This window comes from Streptococcus parasalivarius (genome assembly GCF_054785155.1).
The window spans coordinates 56,570-73,545 of the sequence record NZ_BAABOB010000007.1 but is presented as its reverse complement, the minus strand read 5'-3'; the positions used below and the strand labels follow the sequence as shown (position 1 = coordinate 73,545).

General features: G+C 41.8%; 17 protein-coding genes. 6 read left to right on the top strand and 11 right to left on the bottom strand.

The window, feature by feature from the left end:
* Positions 1 to 3: 3 nt before the first annotated feature.
* Together ACYVQ1_RS07760 and leuS are read right to left on the bottom strand one after the other, a co-directional pair.
* Entirely contained in the window at positions 4 to 459 is a 456-nt protein-coding gene (locus ACYVQ1_RS07760; protein WP_461250335.1) for a MarR family winged helix-turn-helix transcriptional regulator, read from the bottom strand.
* A 181-nt stretch (positions 460 to 640) separates the two neighbouring features.
* The gene (leuS, locus tag ACYVQ1_RS07755; RefSeq protein ID WP_461250334.1) at positions 641 to 3,142 is read right to left on the bottom strand and encodes a leucine--tRNA ligase; all 2,502 of its coding nucleotides are present in this window, start codon (positions 3,140 to 3,142) and stop codon (positions 641 to 643) included.
* A 193-nt stretch (positions 3,143 to 3,335) separates the two neighbouring features.
* On the opposite strand from leuS, the gene ACYVQ1_RS07750 reads away from it, so the two are divergent.
* Together ACYVQ1_RS07750 and ACYVQ1_RS07745 are read left to right on the top strand one after the other, a co-directional pair.
* Positions 3,336 to 4,103, top strand: coding sequence for a DeoR/GlpR family DNA-binding transcription regulator (locus ACYVQ1_RS07750; RefSeq protein ID WP_461250333.1), 768 nt, complete (start codon positions 3,336 to 3,338; stop codon positions 4,101 to 4,103).
* Complete coding sequence (locus tag ACYVQ1_RS07745; protein WP_461250332.1) at positions 4,096 to 4,905, top strand: Cof-type HAD-IIB family hydrolase; 810 nt, start codon at positions 4,096 to 4,098, stop codon at positions 4,903 to 4,905. The genes ACYVQ1_RS07750 and ACYVQ1_RS07745 overlap by 8 nt, the downstream gene beginning before the upstream one ends.
* A 131-nt stretch (positions 4,906 to 5,036) precedes the next feature.
* Here the strand turns inward: ACYVQ1_RS07745 and ACYVQ1_RS07740 are convergent, their stop codons facing one another.
* From ACYVQ1_RS07740 to pbp2a, 5 genes are all read right to left on the bottom strand, one after another.
* Positions 5,037 to 5,525, bottom strand: a complete 489-nt coding sequence (locus ACYVQ1_RS07740) for a phosphatase PAP2 family protein (RefSeq protein WP_316714594.1) — start codon at positions 5,523 to 5,525, stop codon at positions 5,037 to 5,039.
* 126 nt (positions 5,526 to 5,651) lie between these two features.
* A complete protein-coding gene (gene nusG, locus ACYVQ1_RS07735; RefSeq protein ID WP_002883644.1) occupies positions 5,652 to 6,191 on the bottom strand; it encodes a transcription termination/antitermination protein NusG in 540 nt (179 codons plus the stop codon).
* Between the two features lie 200 nt (positions 6,192 to 6,391).
* On the bottom strand, positions 6,392 to 6,568 hold the full coding sequence (secE, locus tag ACYVQ1_RS07730; RefSeq protein WP_002883656.1) for a preprotein translocase subunit SecE: 177 nt from the start codon (positions 6,566 to 6,568) through the stop codon (positions 6,392 to 6,394).
* Positions 6,569 to 6,576: 8 nt separating this feature from the next.
* A complete protein-coding gene (gene rpmG, locus ACYVQ1_RS07725; RefSeq protein WP_002886472.1) occupies positions 6,577 to 6,729 on the bottom strand; it encodes a 50S ribosomal protein L33 in 153 nt (50 codons plus the stop codon).
* A 48-nt stretch (positions 6,730 to 6,777) separates the two neighbouring features.
* Positions 6,778 to 9,105 (bottom strand): penicillin-binding protein PBP2A, encoded by a 2,328-nt coding sequence (gene pbp2a / locus ACYVQ1_RS07720; RefSeq protein ID WP_461250331.1) that lies wholly within the window; start codon positions 9,103 to 9,105, stop codon positions 6,778 to 6,780.
* A 65-nt stretch (positions 9,106 to 9,170) separates the two neighbouring features.
* Here pbp2a and ACYVQ1_RS07715 point away from each other — a divergent pair, with 65 nt between their 5' ends.
* The 4 genes from ACYVQ1_RS07715 to ACYVQ1_RS07700 all read left to right on the top strand — a co-directional run bounded on the left by ACYVQ1_RS07715 (position 9,171) and on the right by ACYVQ1_RS07700 (position 11,763).
* Positions 9,171 to 10,040 carry an RluA family pseudouridine synthase gene (locus ACYVQ1_RS07715; RefSeq protein ID WP_461250330.1) on the top strand — a complete coding sequence of 290 codons (870 nt, stop codon included), beginning with the start codon at positions 9,171 to 9,173 and terminating at the stop codon, positions 10,038 to 10,040.
* A gap of 286 nt (positions 10,041 to 10,326) precedes the next feature.
* Entirely contained in the window at positions 10,327 to 10,659 is a 333-nt protein-coding gene (locus tag ACYVQ1_RS07710) for a TM2 domain-containing protein (protein WP_347095386.1), read from the top strand.
* Positions 10,659 to 10,964 carry a DUF2752 domain-containing protein gene (locus tag ACYVQ1_RS07705; protein WP_461250329.1) on the top strand — a complete coding sequence of 102 codons (306 nt, stop codon included), beginning with the start codon at positions 10,659 to 10,661 and terminating at the stop codon, positions 10,962 to 10,964. The genes ACYVQ1_RS07710 and ACYVQ1_RS07705 overlap by 1 nt, the downstream gene beginning before the upstream one ends.
* 94 nt (positions 10,965 to 11,058) lie before the next feature.
* Positions 11,059 to 11,763: a superinfection immunity protein gene (locus ACYVQ1_RS07700; protein WP_155124390.1), complete on the top strand. Its 705-nt coding sequence runs from the start codon at positions 11,059 to 11,061 to the stop codon at positions 11,761 to 11,763.
* Positions 11,764 to 11,838: 75 nt separating this feature from the next.
* Here ACYVQ1_RS07700 and groL read toward each other — a convergent pair whose 3' ends face one another.
* From groL to ACYVQ1_RS07680, 4 genes are all read right to left on the bottom strand, one after another.
* Positions 11,839 to 13,458, bottom strand: a complete 1,620-nt coding sequence (gene groL, locus ACYVQ1_RS07695; protein WP_461250328.1) for a chaperonin GroEL — start codon at positions 13,456 to 13,458, stop codon at positions 11,839 to 11,841.
* Between the two features lie 44 nt (positions 13,459 to 13,502).
* On the bottom strand, positions 13,503 to 13,790 hold the full coding sequence (groES, locus tag ACYVQ1_RS07690; protein ID WP_002883604.1) for a co-chaperone GroES: 288 nt from the start codon (positions 13,788 to 13,790) through the stop codon (positions 13,503 to 13,505).
* 165 nt (positions 13,791 to 13,955) lie between these two features.
* The gene (locus ACYVQ1_RS07685; RefSeq protein ID WP_002889814.1) at positions 13,956 to 14,759 is read right to left on the bottom strand and encodes an ABC transporter ATP-binding protein; all 804 of its coding nucleotides are present in this window, start codon (positions 14,757 to 14,759) and stop codon (positions 13,956 to 13,958) included.
* Positions 14,759 to 16,699, bottom strand: coding sequence for an ABC transporter substrate binding protein (locus ACYVQ1_RS07680; protein ID WP_461250327.1), 1,941 nt, complete (start codon positions 16,697 to 16,699; stop codon positions 14,759 to 14,761). The genes ACYVQ1_RS07685 and ACYVQ1_RS07680 overlap by 1 nt, the downstream gene beginning before the upstream one ends.
* Positions 16,700 to 16,976: the final 277 nt, after the last annotated feature.

The following is a 16,976-nucleotide window of genomic DNA, read 5'->3' as shown; positions in this document are numbered from 1 at the left end:
TTTTTACCACGGTAATTCTCGCCATACCTGTTCAACATCATCCATCAGTTTCATAACCATTTGAAGGTCCTCCTCACTATAGTTTCTTAAAACTGAAAAGATGGCTTTTTCAATATGTTCTTGCTGCTCTTTATGGATGTTAAAAACTTTAATTCCTTTTTTGGATAATATCAGATATTTATTTTTTTCATTATCCGGTGCAAATTCAAAAGTAACGAGGTCTTTCTTGGTTAAACGTCTAACACTCTGAGTAACGGCACTCCTTGATACTTCAAGTAACTCAGATAATTTTACTAGATTCACAGGCTGATTCCGACCTATCAGGTCAATCAAATGGACTTCATTAATAGTGATTGATTTATCAATGCTATTTCTATGCTGATTCTTTTTCAACCGTTCAAAGGCTAAGGCAAAGCTGTTAAAACGATTATTAAACTTATGCAGTTCTTTCTTATTCATAGTTTCCTTCTTTTTGTTAATGATATTAACAAAATAGCGTTTTCTTGTCAAGAAGAGTAAAAAATCCTCCAGAGCTTAGCTCCGAAGGATTCATTTTTATTTCACAACAATGTTGACAAGTTTGTTCGGCTTCAATAGTCCAGTGGACTGTTGAAGGTAGCAGATAAGGCTAATAAACTCATTATTTAACGACAATATTAACGAGTTTATTAGGTACACTAATTACTTTCACAATTTCCTTGCCATCAATCTCTGCTTTGACTTTTTCGTTAGCAAGAGCTACTTCTTGCAACTCTTCGCGTGAAAGATCTTTAGCGACCATCAATTTGGCACGGACTTTACCTTTGATTTGAACAACGATTTCGATTTCATCTTCAACCAATTTGCTTTCGTCCCATGTTGGCCAAGCTACATAAGAGATTGACTCACCTGTTTCCGCCACTGTTTGCCAGAGTTCTTCTGCCAAGTGAGGCGCAAATGGAGCAATCAATTGGATAAAGCCTTTGGCGTAATCCACGTAGAGTTTGTCTTCCTTGTTAGCTGCATTGACAAAGACCATGAGTTGGGCAATGGCTGTGTTGAATTTCATAGACTCGACTTGCTCAGTAACAGATTTAACCGTTTCGTTATAAACCTTGTCAAGAGCGCCATTGTTTTCCGCAACGATTTCTTTACTTGTGATCAAACGGTAAACACGGTCAAGGAACTTACGGCTTCCTTCTAGACCTTCTTCAGACCAAGCGATTGAAGCATCAAGTGGTCCCATGAACATTTCATAGACACGAAGGGTATCAGCACCGTATTGTTCCACCACATCGTCTGGGTTCACCACGTTCTTGAGGGATTTAGACATCTTAGCCGGTGCTTGCTCCAATTCTTCCCCTGTTTCCATGTGGAAGAAGGAACCGTCACGTTTTTCAACCTTATCAGTTGCCACGAGAGCACCACGGTGGTCACGGTAGCTTGTTCCCAAAATCATTCCTTGGTTAAAGAGTTTTTGGAATGGCTCCTTAGTTGGTACAACACCAAGGTCATAGAGGAATTTGTGCCAGAAACGAGCGTAAAGCAAGTGGAGCACGGCGTGTTCTGCACCACCCACATAGATATCTACCGGCAACCATTGTTTGAGGAGGTCCTCATCAGCCAATTTTTCTGTGTTGTGTGGATCAATATAGCGGAGGTAGTACCAGCTTGAACCTGCCCATTGTGGCATAGTATTGGTCTCACGACGACCTTTGACGCCATCTTCACGAGTCACTTCCAGCCAGTCTGTCAAGTTAGCTAGTGGGCTTTCCCCAGTACCTGAAGGGCGGATGTCCTTGGTGACTGGCAAGACAAGTGGCAAGTCACTTTCTGGAACAGCTGTTGAAGTCCCATCTTCCCAATGAATGATTGGGATTGGTTCACCCCAGTAACGTTGACGGCTAAAGAGCCAGTCACGGAGACGGTAGGTAACTTTTTCTTGACCAAAGCCTTTTTCTTCCAACCAAGACACGATTTTGGCAATCGCTTCTTCTTTGTTGAGACCGTTCAAGAAGTCAGAGTTGACGTGAAGGCCGTCTTCCGTGTAAGCAGCTTCTTCAACGTTGCCACCTTCAAGCACTTCTACGATTGGAAGATCAAACTGTTTAGCAAATTCCCAGTCACGTTCATCGTGGGCAGGTACGGCCATAACGGCACCTGTTCCGTAGCTAGCAAGAACGTAGTCGGCAATCCAGATTGGGATTTCTTTACCATTGACAGGGTTTACGGCATAAGCGCCAGTCCAAACCCCTGTCTTTTCCTTGGCAAGGTCTGTACGAGCCAAGTCTGATTTAAGGCTAGCTTGGTGTTTGTAATCAGCTACAGCCTCAGCTTGTTCAGGTGTTGTGATGGCATCTACTAGTTCATGTTCAGGTGCCAAAACAGTGAAAGTCGCACCAAAAAGAGTATCAGGACGAGTGGTAAAGACGGTGAATTCCTTGTCTGTTCCTTTCACTTTGAAAGTGACATTGGCACCAGTTGATTTACCAATCCAGTTGCGTTGCATGTCCTTGATAGACTCTGGCCAATCAAGGTCATCCAAGTCATTGAGCAAGCGCTCTGCATAGGCAGTAATTTTAAGCATCCATTGGCGCATTGGTTTGCGGACAACTGGATAGCCACCACGCTCAGAAGTTCCATCTGGAAGGACTTCTTCGTTGGCAATGGCTGTTCCCAATTCTTCCACCCAGTTTACTGGCACTTCCGCTTCATAGGCTAAACCTTTTTCGTAAAGCTTGGTGAAGATCCATTGCGTCCACTTGTAGTAGTTTGGATCTGTAGTATTGACTTCACGGTCCCAGTCGTATGAAAATCCGAGTGCATTGATTTGGCGTTTGAAGTTGGCAATGTTTTCCGCTGTAAAGTCAGCTGGGTCATTCCCTGTATCCATAGCATATTGCTCTGCAGGCAAACCAAAGGCATCCCATCCCATTGGGTGAAGGACGTTGTAGCCTTGTGCACGTTTGAAACGGCTGAGGATATCAGTCGCTGTGTATCCTTCTGGGTGTCCTACGTGAAGACCCGCTCCAGATGGGTAAGGGAACATGTCAAGCGCATAAAACTTAGGTTTTGAGGCGTCTGTTCCTGTCTTAAAAGTGTGATTGTCAGCCCAGTATTTTTGCCACTTAGGCTCGATTTCTTTATGATTGTAAAAACTCATGGTTTCTCTCCAATATTCGTAATGCTTCTATTATAGCATTTTTGAAGGATTTTTAAAGATGATAAGGGAACTTTAAAAGGCAAATTCACCTGAGTCTTTTTTGCGTTCTTTTCATTCTTTTTAAGTTTTTTTGCGCTTTTGTGTTGTAGAAAAGCAAAAAGATGCTATACTAGTATCAGAAAGAAGGTGACTCATGTATCAGGAGCAACGATTAGAGAAAATATTAACACTCTTGGAAGAGAGGGGAAACCTATCTGTCAAGGAAATGGTTGATGAATTAGGCGTTTCCAAAGACACTGTCAGAAGAGATTTCGACTGTCTCAGCCAGAGGAATCTGGCTCAACGTACCCATGGTGGCATTCTTCCAGTTAAAAATACCACTGTTCTAGGCTTCCAAGAACGTCAGAAAGGACTCACTGAAGACAAGAAAAAAATGGCAAACCTAGCGCTTAGCTTGGTCAAAGACCAATCTCTACTCTTTTTCGATGTCTCTACCTTGATGCTTGAAGTCTCACAAAAATTGACTAAGAAGGTCACTGTCTACTCCCACTCTTTGGACAACGCCTTGGTCCTAAGTGGCAAAGAAGGCGTTGACTTCCATCTCTTGGGAGGAAGATTTTACAGTAAAAACCGCTTCTACTATTCGCTTCACGAAGCCCAGCTCTTGCAACATCTACAATTTGACTTAGCCTTCTTTGGAGCGGCTAGTCTCAATCAAGGAGTGGTCAGTTATGAGGACGAGGAGGATGTTGCTGTTAAGCAACTGGCCATGCAGGCTGCCCGAACCAAGGTTCTTATTGCTGAATCAGACAAGTATGAAAAACATTCCAAATATATCTTGGGCAAGATTGAAGACTTTGACTACTGGATTACAGATAAAAAACCTGATCCTGATTTGGTCGAAGCCCTTAAAGACAAAGTAACGATTTTATATGATGGAAAGGATAGCGATTATGAATAATATCCGTTTGATTATCAGTGACATTGATGGCACTATTCTCACTAGTAACCACCAGGTGGATGAACAACTGATTGAGGTAATGCCAGAGCTTGAAAAGGCAAATATTCCCTTTGTTTTAGCTTCTGCCCGTTCTCCACTAGGAATGCAACCAATCGCTCATAAACTGGGACTTCATGACAATCCCATCGCCTGCTACAACGGCGCCTTAGTACTTGAGGGTGACCGTACTATCATCCAACACCCTGTGGATAAAGCTGAAATTCAAGAACTTCTTAGCTACTTATCCACAGATTATCCAAGTGTCTCTGTGAATATCTACTCTGGCAAGGACTGGATTACCAACAAACTAGACAAATGGTCTCAGTTGGAAGGAAGCATCACGGGTGAATCTCCTATTATTAAGGAGCTGCAAGACACGGTCTCAGATTCAGAGCCTCCTATCCACAAGCTTTTGTTGATTGATGAGCCTGAAGTTATTCAGGACCTCCATCAAAAACTCCTAAGCATGGATTTTACACAGACAGCCTTCTACCTATCCAAAGATAACTACCTTGAAGTCACAGCCAAACATGTTTCTAAAGAACACGCTCTCATCGAGGTTGCCAAATATTACGACCTTCCTCTTGAACAAGTCATGACAATCGGAGATAACTTCAACGACAGTCCTATGCTGGCTCTAGCTGGCCTGGGAATTGCTATGTGCAATGCACCTGAAGGGGTCAAGGAAACAGCAAACTTAGTAACGACTTCAAATGATGAACATGGTGTGGCTCAAGCTATTACAGAGCATGTCCTAAACTAAGCCAATATCTAATGGTGGGAACAGCCTTTAATTGCCAACTCGAATTTTAGAACAAAAGGAAAGGTGCCCCAGAGGTGCCTTTCCTTTTTCAACGAAAAAAGTCTTCCTCTCTCGAGGAAGACCTAAATTGTCTAAAGATAAAGAAGGAGACCTACAAGAATTCCAATGACATAGCCTGCCAAAACATCACTAGGATAGTGAACACCACCTAGCACGCGCAAAAGAGCTAGAGCGCCCGCCAGAAAAAGCATAGCCCCACCTAGCCAGGGGTTAAGCGTCAGGGCCAACATAGCAATAACAGTCGCTGAGAAAACATGCCGGCTGGGAAAGGACTTGCCTAGACTGTCCTTCTTAATAAGGGGTTGGATAGCCCAAGTCTGGTATGGACGCGGTCGATTATAGAGACTACGACCAAGAGAAAGAAGGAAAAAGCCTCCCCCCATAATAAGCACTGTCGTAGAGAGAATAAACCAGCCACCCCTTAGCCAAACCCAAATAAGAAATATAGGAAAAAGCAGGTAAAAAGTCCTAGTTATAATTTTGTTCAAGCCTTCTAAAACCTTAGCGTAAGAACGTAAAGGAGTACTAATCCTATCGTAAAATCGTTTATAATTCATCATCCGTTAGAAAAAAGGGAGTGACACAGAACTAAATTTCAAAAATCTAGCTTCTAGTCTCTCCCCTCAAGTTTAATGAGATAGTCTTCCGAGGTTGAAGACTCTTATCTCGACCTCTATTTGTCTATCTTAGAGTTCAGCGATTTGGTAAAGTTCAAGTTCAGCAGCTGTTTCTGAACCAAACATGTTAATCATGATTTTAACCTTGTTGTTTTCAATTTCTACAACACGGCCTTCTTGACCCATAAAGGCACCATCAATGATTTGAACCACATCACCAACCTTGATATTCGTATCAAAGACATCAACTGTTTGACCCATTGAAATCAAGATTTGACGGATTTCCTCTTCCAAAAGTGGTGTTGGTTTAGAACGGTTTCCGTGAGAACCAACGAAACCAGTAACGTTTGGAGTATTACGAACAACAAACCATGCTTCGTCTGTCATTACCATCTCAACAAGAACGTAACCAGGGAAGCGGTTTTCTTCCACTTCTTTCACTTTACCGTTTTTCTCAACATTGACAGTTTGAGTTGGGATTTCAACACGCAAGATATTTTCAAGCATGTTATAAGTTTGAGCACGTTGCAAAAGATTTTCTTTAACTTTATTTTCGTATCCTGAATACGTTTGAAGGACGAACCAGCCCTTGTCGAATGAATCTAGCATTTTAGGATTCCTTTCTTTGTTTTAAATGACATTTAAACACCATTAACCATCAATCTTCCAGGCTCAAGCGTTAAATGTAAATGAATGCCTATGTTTTAATTCAAAGCGTAATAAAAAAGCCTGGTGGCCCTTGTCATCGCTTTTATCTGCATTTATTATAACAAAAAAGAGCAGGCATTCCCACTCTTTTTGTGTTTTCTTTAGAAAAAGTTAATCAGTGCTGACATAGCGCGACTCAACAATTCATCAAACGCATAGATGATGACAGTGAAGAACGCAGTATACTCAAGAACTGAAATAAAATCGTGCCAGCGTTGTTTACGGTCTGGCCAAGTCGTGTCTTTCAAGACTTTGAAAATACTTCCAGTTTGTCTCACGGTGTCTCCTATCTTGTTTCCTTATGCAAGGTGTATTTTTTACAATGTTTACAAAATTTGTTAACTTCTAGTCGTGTTGGTTTGGGAGTACTACTAACATTAATTGAGTAGTTTCGGCTCCCACATTCAGCACACGCTAGGCTTGCTTTTTTCTGTGCCATAACGCCTCCGTTCTTTTTATCTTACCACTTTTAAATGCAATTGACAAGCTATCTGAATAGACCTGAGAAGGAGTCTGAAATCTTATCCCATAGACTGCTTGCTTGATCTTTTACATCATTGACAACGTCTGAAGCCTTATCTGTCCATGACTTGTTATTACTATTGCGAGAGTCATTTGGATCTGCCGTATAGTCTAGTGTTTGACCATCAGCCGCATAGGCATTTTCAACGGTAAACTCATTACCTGGTGTATTTGGCAAAACGTCCGCAGCGATATAGCTGAAAATAGTTGAAGCTGTTCCCGAGCTTGCTCCTGTTAAGTAGTGACTCTCGTCAGTCTTATCAAAACCAATCCAAGTCGTCATAACCACATCAGGAGTATAGCCAATTACCCACTGGTCACTGGTCAAATCCTTGTTGAATTCAGCCTGAACAGTACCTGTCTTACCTGCCATGGTGTAACCCGTGTAGTTGGCATTAACAGCGGAACCATTTGAGAAGGTACCGAGCATCATGCTAGTCATCTGATTAGCTACAGACTGGCTAACAACACGTTTAGACTTCTTACTATGGGTAGCAATGATATCACCACTAGCATTTTCAATCTTAGTGATGAAATAAGCTGTGTTCATCTCACCACCATTGGCAAAAGTTGCATAAGCCTGAGCCATTTGTAGAGGACTAGCTGTCACACCACCACCGAGTGAAATCCCTAATTCTTCTGGGACATTGTCAAAGTTAAGACCGAATTTCTGACCGTAACTAATCCCTTTTTGAATACCGATTTGGTTAAAGAGGTAAACTGCCGGAATATTGTAAGAGTTGGCCAAAGCTTGATACATGGGCACATCCTCAGTCTCAACACCACCATAGTTGGTTGGGGTATAGCCATTGTAATCAATTGGCGTATTAGGAAGGTCCTTATTGATGCTCCATCCTGAAGCCAGAGCTGGGGCATAGACCACTAAAGGTTTGATGGTCGATCCAGGACTACGCTTCCCTTGAGTTGCATAGTTAAAGTTACGGAAGGTTGTATCACTTGTACCACCTACACGACCGACCAGACCACGGACTGCTCCAGTTGATGGATCAAGCGCTACACTAGCTGACTGGGCTGTGCTACCGTCACTTTCTGACGTTGGGAAGAGATAGGTATTTTCATAGGTCTGCTGCATATTAGCTTGTGAGTTGGCGTCCATCTCTGTGTAGATTTTGTAGCCATTTTTAACAATTTCATCCTCACTCAAGCCATAAGTCTTCGTAGCTTCTTCAATGACAGCATCAAAGTAAGACGGATACCTATAGTCATCGCCAGTTCCTTGATAAGTATCATCCAAGCGACTAGCCATATCAACTCCAGCTGCACTATCAGCATCAGCTTGACTCAACTTCTCATCATCTACCATATTGGCAAGGACAGTGTTTCGACGGTTGGTCGCATTTTGGATATTATCAATCGGATTGTAAATTTCAGGACCCTTAAGCATACCTGCGAGTGTCGCTGCCTCATCCACCGTTAGATTGGCAGCACTTGTTCCGAAGTATTTTTGGCTGGCGTCTTCAACACCCCAAACACCATTTCCGAAGTAGGCGTTATTGAGATACATGGTAAGGATTTCTTGCTTGCTGTATTTCTTGGTTAATTCCAAAGAAAGAAAGAATTCCTTGGCCTTACGAGTTACTGTCTGTTCCTGAGTCAAAAAGGCATTTTTAGCCAACTGTTGCGTGATGGTCGAACCACCACCAAATCGACCCATGGAAACAATGGCTAGGAGGAAACGTTTGACGTTAATTCCACTATTTTTGTAGAAAGTACGATCCTCCGTTGCAATGACGGCATTCTCTAGGCTATCACTAATAGCATCTAGCTCCACATAGGTCCCTTTTTGCCCTGACAATGAACCAGCTTGATTGCCTTCTTTGTCATAGATAACCGTAGTAGCCTTCAAGGCATCCTGAAGATCTGAGACATTGGTCGTCTTAGCGATATAGAAGAGATAAGAGCCTACTGTCAGAACCAACACGGCTACCAAGATAAAGAGAATTTTACCAATATGATAACGACGCCAGAAACGGCGAATAGGATTTCTTGGGGAAAGCGTAAACTTGCTCAAGAACGCCTGAACCTTACCTAAGGGTTTGGTGGTATCAATAGGTTTCTTTTGCTTAGAACGTTGATAACGTGACGTCTCTTGACTTTCCTGAGACATATCCAAGTCTTCAACAGCTTGTTCAACCTCATCAGGTTTCTTAGCGAACAATCCCTTTATCTTATCTTGTAAATCCTTCGATTTTCCAGCAGGCAGGGATTCCTTACCCTTTTCGCTAGTTTCTTCTTTAAAAAGTTTGTTTTTTAGATTATCAAAAAATGTCATGACCCTATTATAACAAGTTTTTACAGGTTCTGTCCTCTTTTAAACGTTCATGATATAATGAAACCATGACTTTACACGTAGAAATTATCAATCCCTATCCTGAAACAACTGTCAAAGAATTACTAGAAACCAAGCTCCTCATCCCTCGTAAGATTCGTCATTTCCTACGCACGAAAAAACATGTCCTCATCAATGGAGAAACTATTAATTGGCAGAGTCCCGTTAAAAAAGGTGATAGGATTAGCCTGACCTTTGACACAGAGGACTATCCTAATAAAACTATCCCTATGGGAGACGCCAATTTGGTAGAACCTCTCTATGAGGATTCGCATCTCATCGTGGTCAATAAGCCTGAAGGAATGAAGACGCATGGCAATGAACCCACAGAAATCGCTCTTCTTAACCATGTTTCAGCTTATTGTGGACAAACCTGTTACGTCGTTCATCGACTAGATATGGAAACTAGTGGGGCTGTGCTTTTCGCTAAAAACCCTTTTATTCTGCCAATTCTTAACCGGCTTTTGGAAGATAAGATGATTCAGCGTCAATACTGGGCAGTGACTGAAGGTAAATTTCAGACCAAGAAAACTGTTTATAAGGACAGGATTGGACGCGACCGCCACGATCGTAGAAAACGGGTGGTTGATTCTAGAAAAGGGCAGGTTGCCTATACAACCGTCACACGCCTCAAAACCTTTAAAGGAGCCAGTCTGATCAATTGCCAACTCAGAACCGGCCGAACCCACCAAATTCGTGTGCATCTGGCACATCACGGTCATGCCATTCTGGGAGACCCACTTTACAGCCATCGACCAGCATATCGACTCATGCTACACGCGCACACTCTTAGTTTCACTCACCCCCTAACACTCGAAAAAGTCACTGTTAAGGCTCAGTCCGACAGTTTTGAGAGAGAGTTAGCAACTAATAAGTAAGTAAAGTATTCACTATGATTTCACAAGAAAAAGTAGCCGAAACCAGGCTACTTTTCTTGTGATTCTTGTGAACTAAGTGAAAGCTCTTTGGCTTTCCCCTTGAAAATCTTTCTGAACATCCCTCTAAATCTATCAATCTGTAAATCTATTACGTTTTAGTATGACAAACCCTAAACAGGGAAACAAGTTGTTCTTACAGGCTTTTTCTGTCTAAAAACCACCTTGAATCTCCCTTTACATTATGTTATCCTTTACATATCATTTAAAATTTAAGGGGTATTTAATTATGAATCCAGTCGATCAATGGCTAGCAATTAACGCCAAGTATTTTCCAACAGAACAAGTTCAGTACATCCGCCAACGTCTTGAGGCACTTCCTGAACAACAACTTTCAATGCTTTACTCAATCAGCTTCCAAGATCCTACGATGATGCTTATTATCTCACTTTTTGGTGGTTCTCTTGGAATCGACCGCTTTATGTTGGGACAAGTTGGTCTTGGTATCGGTAAACTTTTGACATGTGGTGGATGTGGTATCTGGTCAATCGTTGACTGGTTCCTTATCATGGATGCTACTCGCCAATCAAACGCTCAAAAACTCTTTGCAGTTATTGGCTAATGAAAAACTATTTCACACGCTTGTGGGCCTACCACCAGCGTTTTTTTAGATTATATCTCTTAGTTTTAGTGGCAGTTTATGGAGTCTACCTTTTGCATCTGCCAACACCACTCAGTCTTATCCTAAAACCTTTAGGACTCAAGAGTTGGAGCGCAGGCCTAACACGCGCTAGCGTTAGACTACTACACCTAGATTGGCAAGGAGCATGGGACTATAATCCTCTGATATACCCTCTAGTGGTCTACATCTTAGCCTATTTCTTTCTCTTTCCCATCTTTAGTGACACGAAGATTATAGAGAAATAAACTGTCCTATCCAACTCCCATTGCACATCCCTTGCACTATTGCTATAATTGTAATCATCAAAATTTATAATCGAAACAAACGGAGGCTAACTATATGAAACAACAAGATTGGATTGATTTTTTCCAAGCCGTCCACGGACGTAATCCAAGTATCCAAGAAATGGCTGAAGCAGCCAATCGAGGCGAGTTTGTCCGAGAAACTCCCAAACAAACTGTCGAAGCAACAAAAAATCTCTCACAAAAAGAGACTGTAGAAACTGCCGAAAATGATGTTGACAATTATGATGTTGCTGAAGAACCACTAGCTGATACCAACTTAGAGGAACTACAGGATTTACCAAATACTAGCCCCGCGTCAAGTCAGACTAATGCTACCTTCCAACATCCAAATCATAACTTTAACGAGACTTGGACGCAACACGAAAGTAAGTCTCAAACAAACCTCATCATGATAGCCATCGCTTCTATCCCAGTTATCCTCTGGGCTCTTGCAATGATACTCTTTGGAATTGCCAGTGATGAGCTTAGTGGCGGCTTGCTCACGGCTTTTCTCTCCATCATCATTTCTTTACCCTTGGTAGTACTTCAAATATTACCAGCTCTTCTAAATAAAACCGATAAAAAATGGCCAATCTTTATCCTATCCTTTCTTCTAGGATGGACATTCATCGGTTGGGTTATCTTTCTTGTTATTTCTATCAATACGAATAAGGAAGCAGAGCGCATTAGACAGCAACAAATGATGATGCAGATGTCAGGTAAACAAGGAAGTTCTGACATGTTTAACCCTTTTCACTGATTAACCATAAATAATAAAAAGAAAACCCAGAAAAAGTTTCTCGACTTTTCCTAGGTTTTTTTGCTTTCTTAAATCTTAGTAACCCATCATTCCTGGATCCATAGCTGGCGCTGCTGGAGCCTCTGGTTCAGGTTTGTTGGCAACGACTGCTTCGGTTGTCAAGATAAGACTTGCTACTGAAGCGGCATTTTGAAGGGCAGAACGCGTTACCTTAACTGGGTCAATGATTCCTGCTTCAACCATATCTACCCATTTACCGTTAGCAGCGTTAAAGCCTGTACCAACTGGGCTGTTCTTCAATTTATCGATGATAACGGAACCTTCATATCCAGCATTATAGGCAATTTGGCGAACTGGTTCTTCCAAAGCACGAAGAACAATGTTACGTCCTGTAGCGTCGTCACCTTCAAGATCAAGCTCAGCAACCTTAGCAATGACGTTAACAAGAGCTGTACCTCCACCTGCTACGATACCTTCTTCAACAGCGGCACGAGTAGCGTTAAGGGCATCTTCGATACGAAGTTTCATTTCTTTAAGGGCTGTTTCAGTGGCTGCACCGACCTTAACAACTGCAACCCCACCAGACAATTTAGCCAAACGCTCTTGAAGTTTTTCACGGTCAAATTCAGATGTTGTTGTTTCCAATTGAGACTTGATGAGGTTTACACGGTTAGCAATCGCTTCTGCGCTTCCTGCACCTTCAACGATAACTGTGCTATCCTTATCCACAGTTACTTTCGAAGCTTGACCAAGTGCTGCCATCGTTGCATCCTTAAGCTCAAGACCAAGATCCTCAGTAATAACAGTTGCTCCAGTCAATACGGCAATGTCTTCTAACATCGCTTTACGGCGGTCACCAAAGCCAGGCGCCTTAACAGCAACAACATTGAAAGTTCCACGAATCTTGTTAAGAACAAGCGTAGGAAGCGCTTCACCATCCACATCATCAGCAATAATCAAAAGTGGACGACTGGTCTTAAGCACTTCTTCCAAGAGTGGGAGGACATCTTGAATATTTGAAATTTTCTTGTCAGTCACAAGGATAAATGGATTTTCAAGGTCAGCGACCATTTTTTCATTATCAGTAACCATGTACTGAGAAAGATAACCACGGTCAAACTGCATACCTTCAACCACTTCGAGTTCTGTCTCCATACCACGAGACTCTTCAATAGTGATAACACCGTCATTACCCACACGTTCCATTGCTTCTGAAATGTATTCACCAACTTTTTCAGAACGTGATGAAACAGCTGCAACTTGGGCAATGGCTTCCTTATTAGCAACTGGTTGAGCAATAGCTTTAAGCTCTTCCACAGCTGTAGCCACAGCTGCTTCAATCCCACGACGGATACCGATTGGATTAGCACCAGCCGTTACATTTTTTAGACCTTCACGGACAATAGCTTGTGTCAAAACAGTGGCTGTAGTTGTTCCGTCACCGGCAATATCATTAGTTTTTGAAGCCACTTCGCTGACGAGCTTGGCACCCATATTTTCAAAGTGATCTTCAAGTTCGATTTCTTTAGCAATTGTTACACCATCATTAGTGATAAGAGGTGAGCCAAAAGCTTTTTCCAAAACCACGTTACGACCTTTAGGGCCAAGCGTTACCTTAACTGTATCAGCCAAAGTATCAACACCACGAACCATTGCTGCGCGTGCATCTGATGAAAATTTAATATCTTTTGCCATAGTTACTCCTTCTTTATCTTAGTTTATATCTGATTAGCATTGACCTACGCGAGGACCGCTAAAATATCTGCTTCACGGATAATTGAAACGGAATCATCTCCGTCTTTAACATTGACACCTGCACCATTTTCAACAAGAACTTTATCGCCTGCTGCAACACTAGGTGCAATCAATTCACCAGTAAGAGTACGGATTCCTTCACCTACTGCCAAAACCTCAGCAGTCTTTGTAGCTTCATGACTGGCTCCTGCCAATACAAAGCCACTAGCTGTTTTTTCTTCTGTTTCTTCAAAACGGACAACGATACGATCGCCCAATGGTTTCAATGCCATACCAATTACCTCCAAATGTTATTTGTTATTAGTAACGTGTGAAACGTTATTTTTAGCACTCATTAAGCAAGAGTGCTAATCTATATATTTATTTTAGCACTTGGTCAAAAATAGTCAAGAAAAAACTACCCAAAATCTGAACTTTGGATAGTTTCTTTTTGCTTATTAACCGAGTACCAAGGCATCGTCATTGAGTACTTGTCCACTATTTTTGTGGAAGAGATCCATAAGTTCTGCAACAGTGAGATTTTTCTTTTCCTCACCTCGCACATCGACGACGATTTTACCATGATAGAGCATGACCAGACGGTTCCCATATTCGATAGCATGTTCCATATTATGGGTAATCATAAGGGTTGTCAACTCTTGTTCTTCAACAATCTTACGCGTCAAATTCATGACCATATCACTTGTCTTTGGATCCAGTGCAGCTGTATGTTCATCGAGAAGCAAAATCTTTGGACGAACCAAGGTCGCCATAGCAAGTGTCAAAGCTTGGCGTTGACCCCCTGACAAGAAATTAGCATCGGTCTTCATACGATTTTCAAGCCCAAGACCAAGATCTATCAAGGCTTCCTTGAACACTTGACGTTCGCTCTCAGTAATAGACTTTTTAAAGAAGCTACGTTTCTTACCTCGACGATAGGCAATTGCCATATTTTCTTCGATAGAAAGGTTTGTCGCTGTCCCCATTCGAGGATCTTGGAAAACACGGCTAATGTCTTTAGAGCGCTCATCTACAGATGCTTTCTTAATAGATTGTCCCTCCAACAAGATATCCCCTTCATCAATGCTAAGAACACCAGCGATTGAATTCATCAAGGTTGATTTACCAGCACCATTTCCTCCAATAACAGAGATAAAGTCTCCCTGCTCAATGTCGAGATCCAAACCACGAAGGACGTGATTTTCATTGACTGTGCCTTTTTCAAAGGTCTTGTGAATCTGTTGTAAACTAAGTAAAGCCATTACTTGTCACCTCCTAAAGTCAAGGATTTGTTAGGTTTGATTTTCAATTTTTGTCGTACTTCTGGTACATATAGGATGACAGCAAGCAAGATGGCTGAAGCCAATTTCAACATTTGAGCATCAACGTTCATGGCAAGGATAATAACCAAGACCAGACGGTAAAGAACAGCTCCTACAACAATTGACCACAGGCGTTTACCAAGTGGTAGATACTTGACGATAACTTCAGCCAAGATAATTGCAGCCAAGCCATTTACGATTGTACCAGTACCCATATTCATATCCGCATAGCCATTGTTTTGAGCTAGGAGAGCACCTGATAGGGCAATCAAACCATTGGAAATCATGTAGCCAAGAATCTTCATACGGTCAACCTTGATACCATTGGCTTCACCCATAGCAAGGTTATCACCTGTCGCACGAAGGGCCAGACCAACCTGCGTATTAAGGAGGACAACCAACATAAGCACTACCAGACTAACAAAAATCAGTCCTAATAGAATCACACCATTCAGCTTAGACAAACCGAGTCCCATCACCATAGTTACTAGCGTATTATGTCCTGATAGAGAGACATTGGCACTTCCAAGAACCAAAAGGTTAACGGAATAGAGCCCCGTTAAGGTAATAATCCCTGTTAAAAGTGCTGGTATCTTCATTTTCGTATGCATAAAGCCAGACACAGCTCCAGCAAGCATACCAGCCACAAAACCACCTAAAGTCGCAAAGATTGGGTTGATTCCACGGATAATCATGATAGTTGTCGTAGCAGCACCTAGTGGGAAGGCCCCTTCAGCTGTCAAATCAGCAAGGTCCAAAATACGGAAGGTAATGAAGACCCCAATAGCCATAATTGCCCAGAGAAGCCCCTGAGAAATGGCTGTCAGAACGACATTTGAAAAACCATTTTTAGATGACTTATTAACCTTAAGCTTAATGACACCTTTATCTTTTTTAGCAATTGGTTTGTCATCTTGTGTTGATGCCTTAGATTCCTCGTCACTAATACTAGAAACATCAATTCCAAGTTCTTTAGCCATATCATGGTTAACCACAACATTTAGTGTTTTAGGATACTCTGCATCGACATCCTTGACCTTCTCACCTCGGAGAACACGGCCTGCCAACTTACCTGTTTGACGACCAAGCGCTTCATAGTTGGTTCCATAAGTGAATAGGACACCTTTTTCCACACTACCAGCATCACTACCAACAACAGGAACTTTAGTCTCTTTAGAAAGGTCTACCAAGGTATTAATAGCACTAACAATGGTATTGTCAGTCGGGATAAAGATGACTTGGGTCTGACTCATCAAACTCTTGGCTGTATCTTGAATATCGTTGGTTGATGAAATCCCTTTGATAACCGTTTCGATACCAGCTTCCTTGAAGTATTTCTTGGCTTCTTCAACCTGAACTTCTGAGTTACGCTCGCTGGTCGTGTACATAATCCCAACTTTTTTAGTGTTTGGAAGGACCTTTTTCAACAACTCAACTTGTTTGTTGATTGGTGACATGTCGCTTGTCCCTGTCACATTTCCTCCAACATTGTCCATAGACTTAACCAATTTAGCTGAAACTGGATCTGTAACAGCTGTAAAGAGAATTGGCTTGTCCTTTGTCAAACTACTCAAAGACTGGGCTGCTGGGGTTGCAATAGCTAACATGACATCATTATCTTCAATAAGCGACTGAGAAATCGTCTGCAAGTTAGACTGATCTCCTTGTGCATTCTGATAATCGATTTTGATGTTCTTACCGTCAACATAACCTTCCTCTTTGAGTTCTTCAATGAACCCTTTACGTGTCGCTGACAAAGAAGGATGTTCCACATATTGGAGCACACCGACGTGAACCAAATCTTTATTAGAAGCATTGGAACATGCTACCAAGAGGACAGCTGTGATAACAGCCATCATACTGACCAAGAATTTCTTCATCTTGTATACCTCTATTTTTTATTCTATCTATTTCCAATTTTCTTTCATCTTTTTTCCGAGACGATAGAGTCAAAAGAAAATTAAAAATAGACCACGGTATGAAAAAAACCAGTTAGGACAGGCCCAACTGGTTTTATGCATCTTGACTAGCACAGGCTAGCTTATGTCACCGGTTAGACCTATTCATCTAATCGGCTAATCCATCACAAAATGCTTTAGCTTCATAGATACAAACTGACTGACGCTTGTATCCTGAAACACAAACGTCCTATCTAAA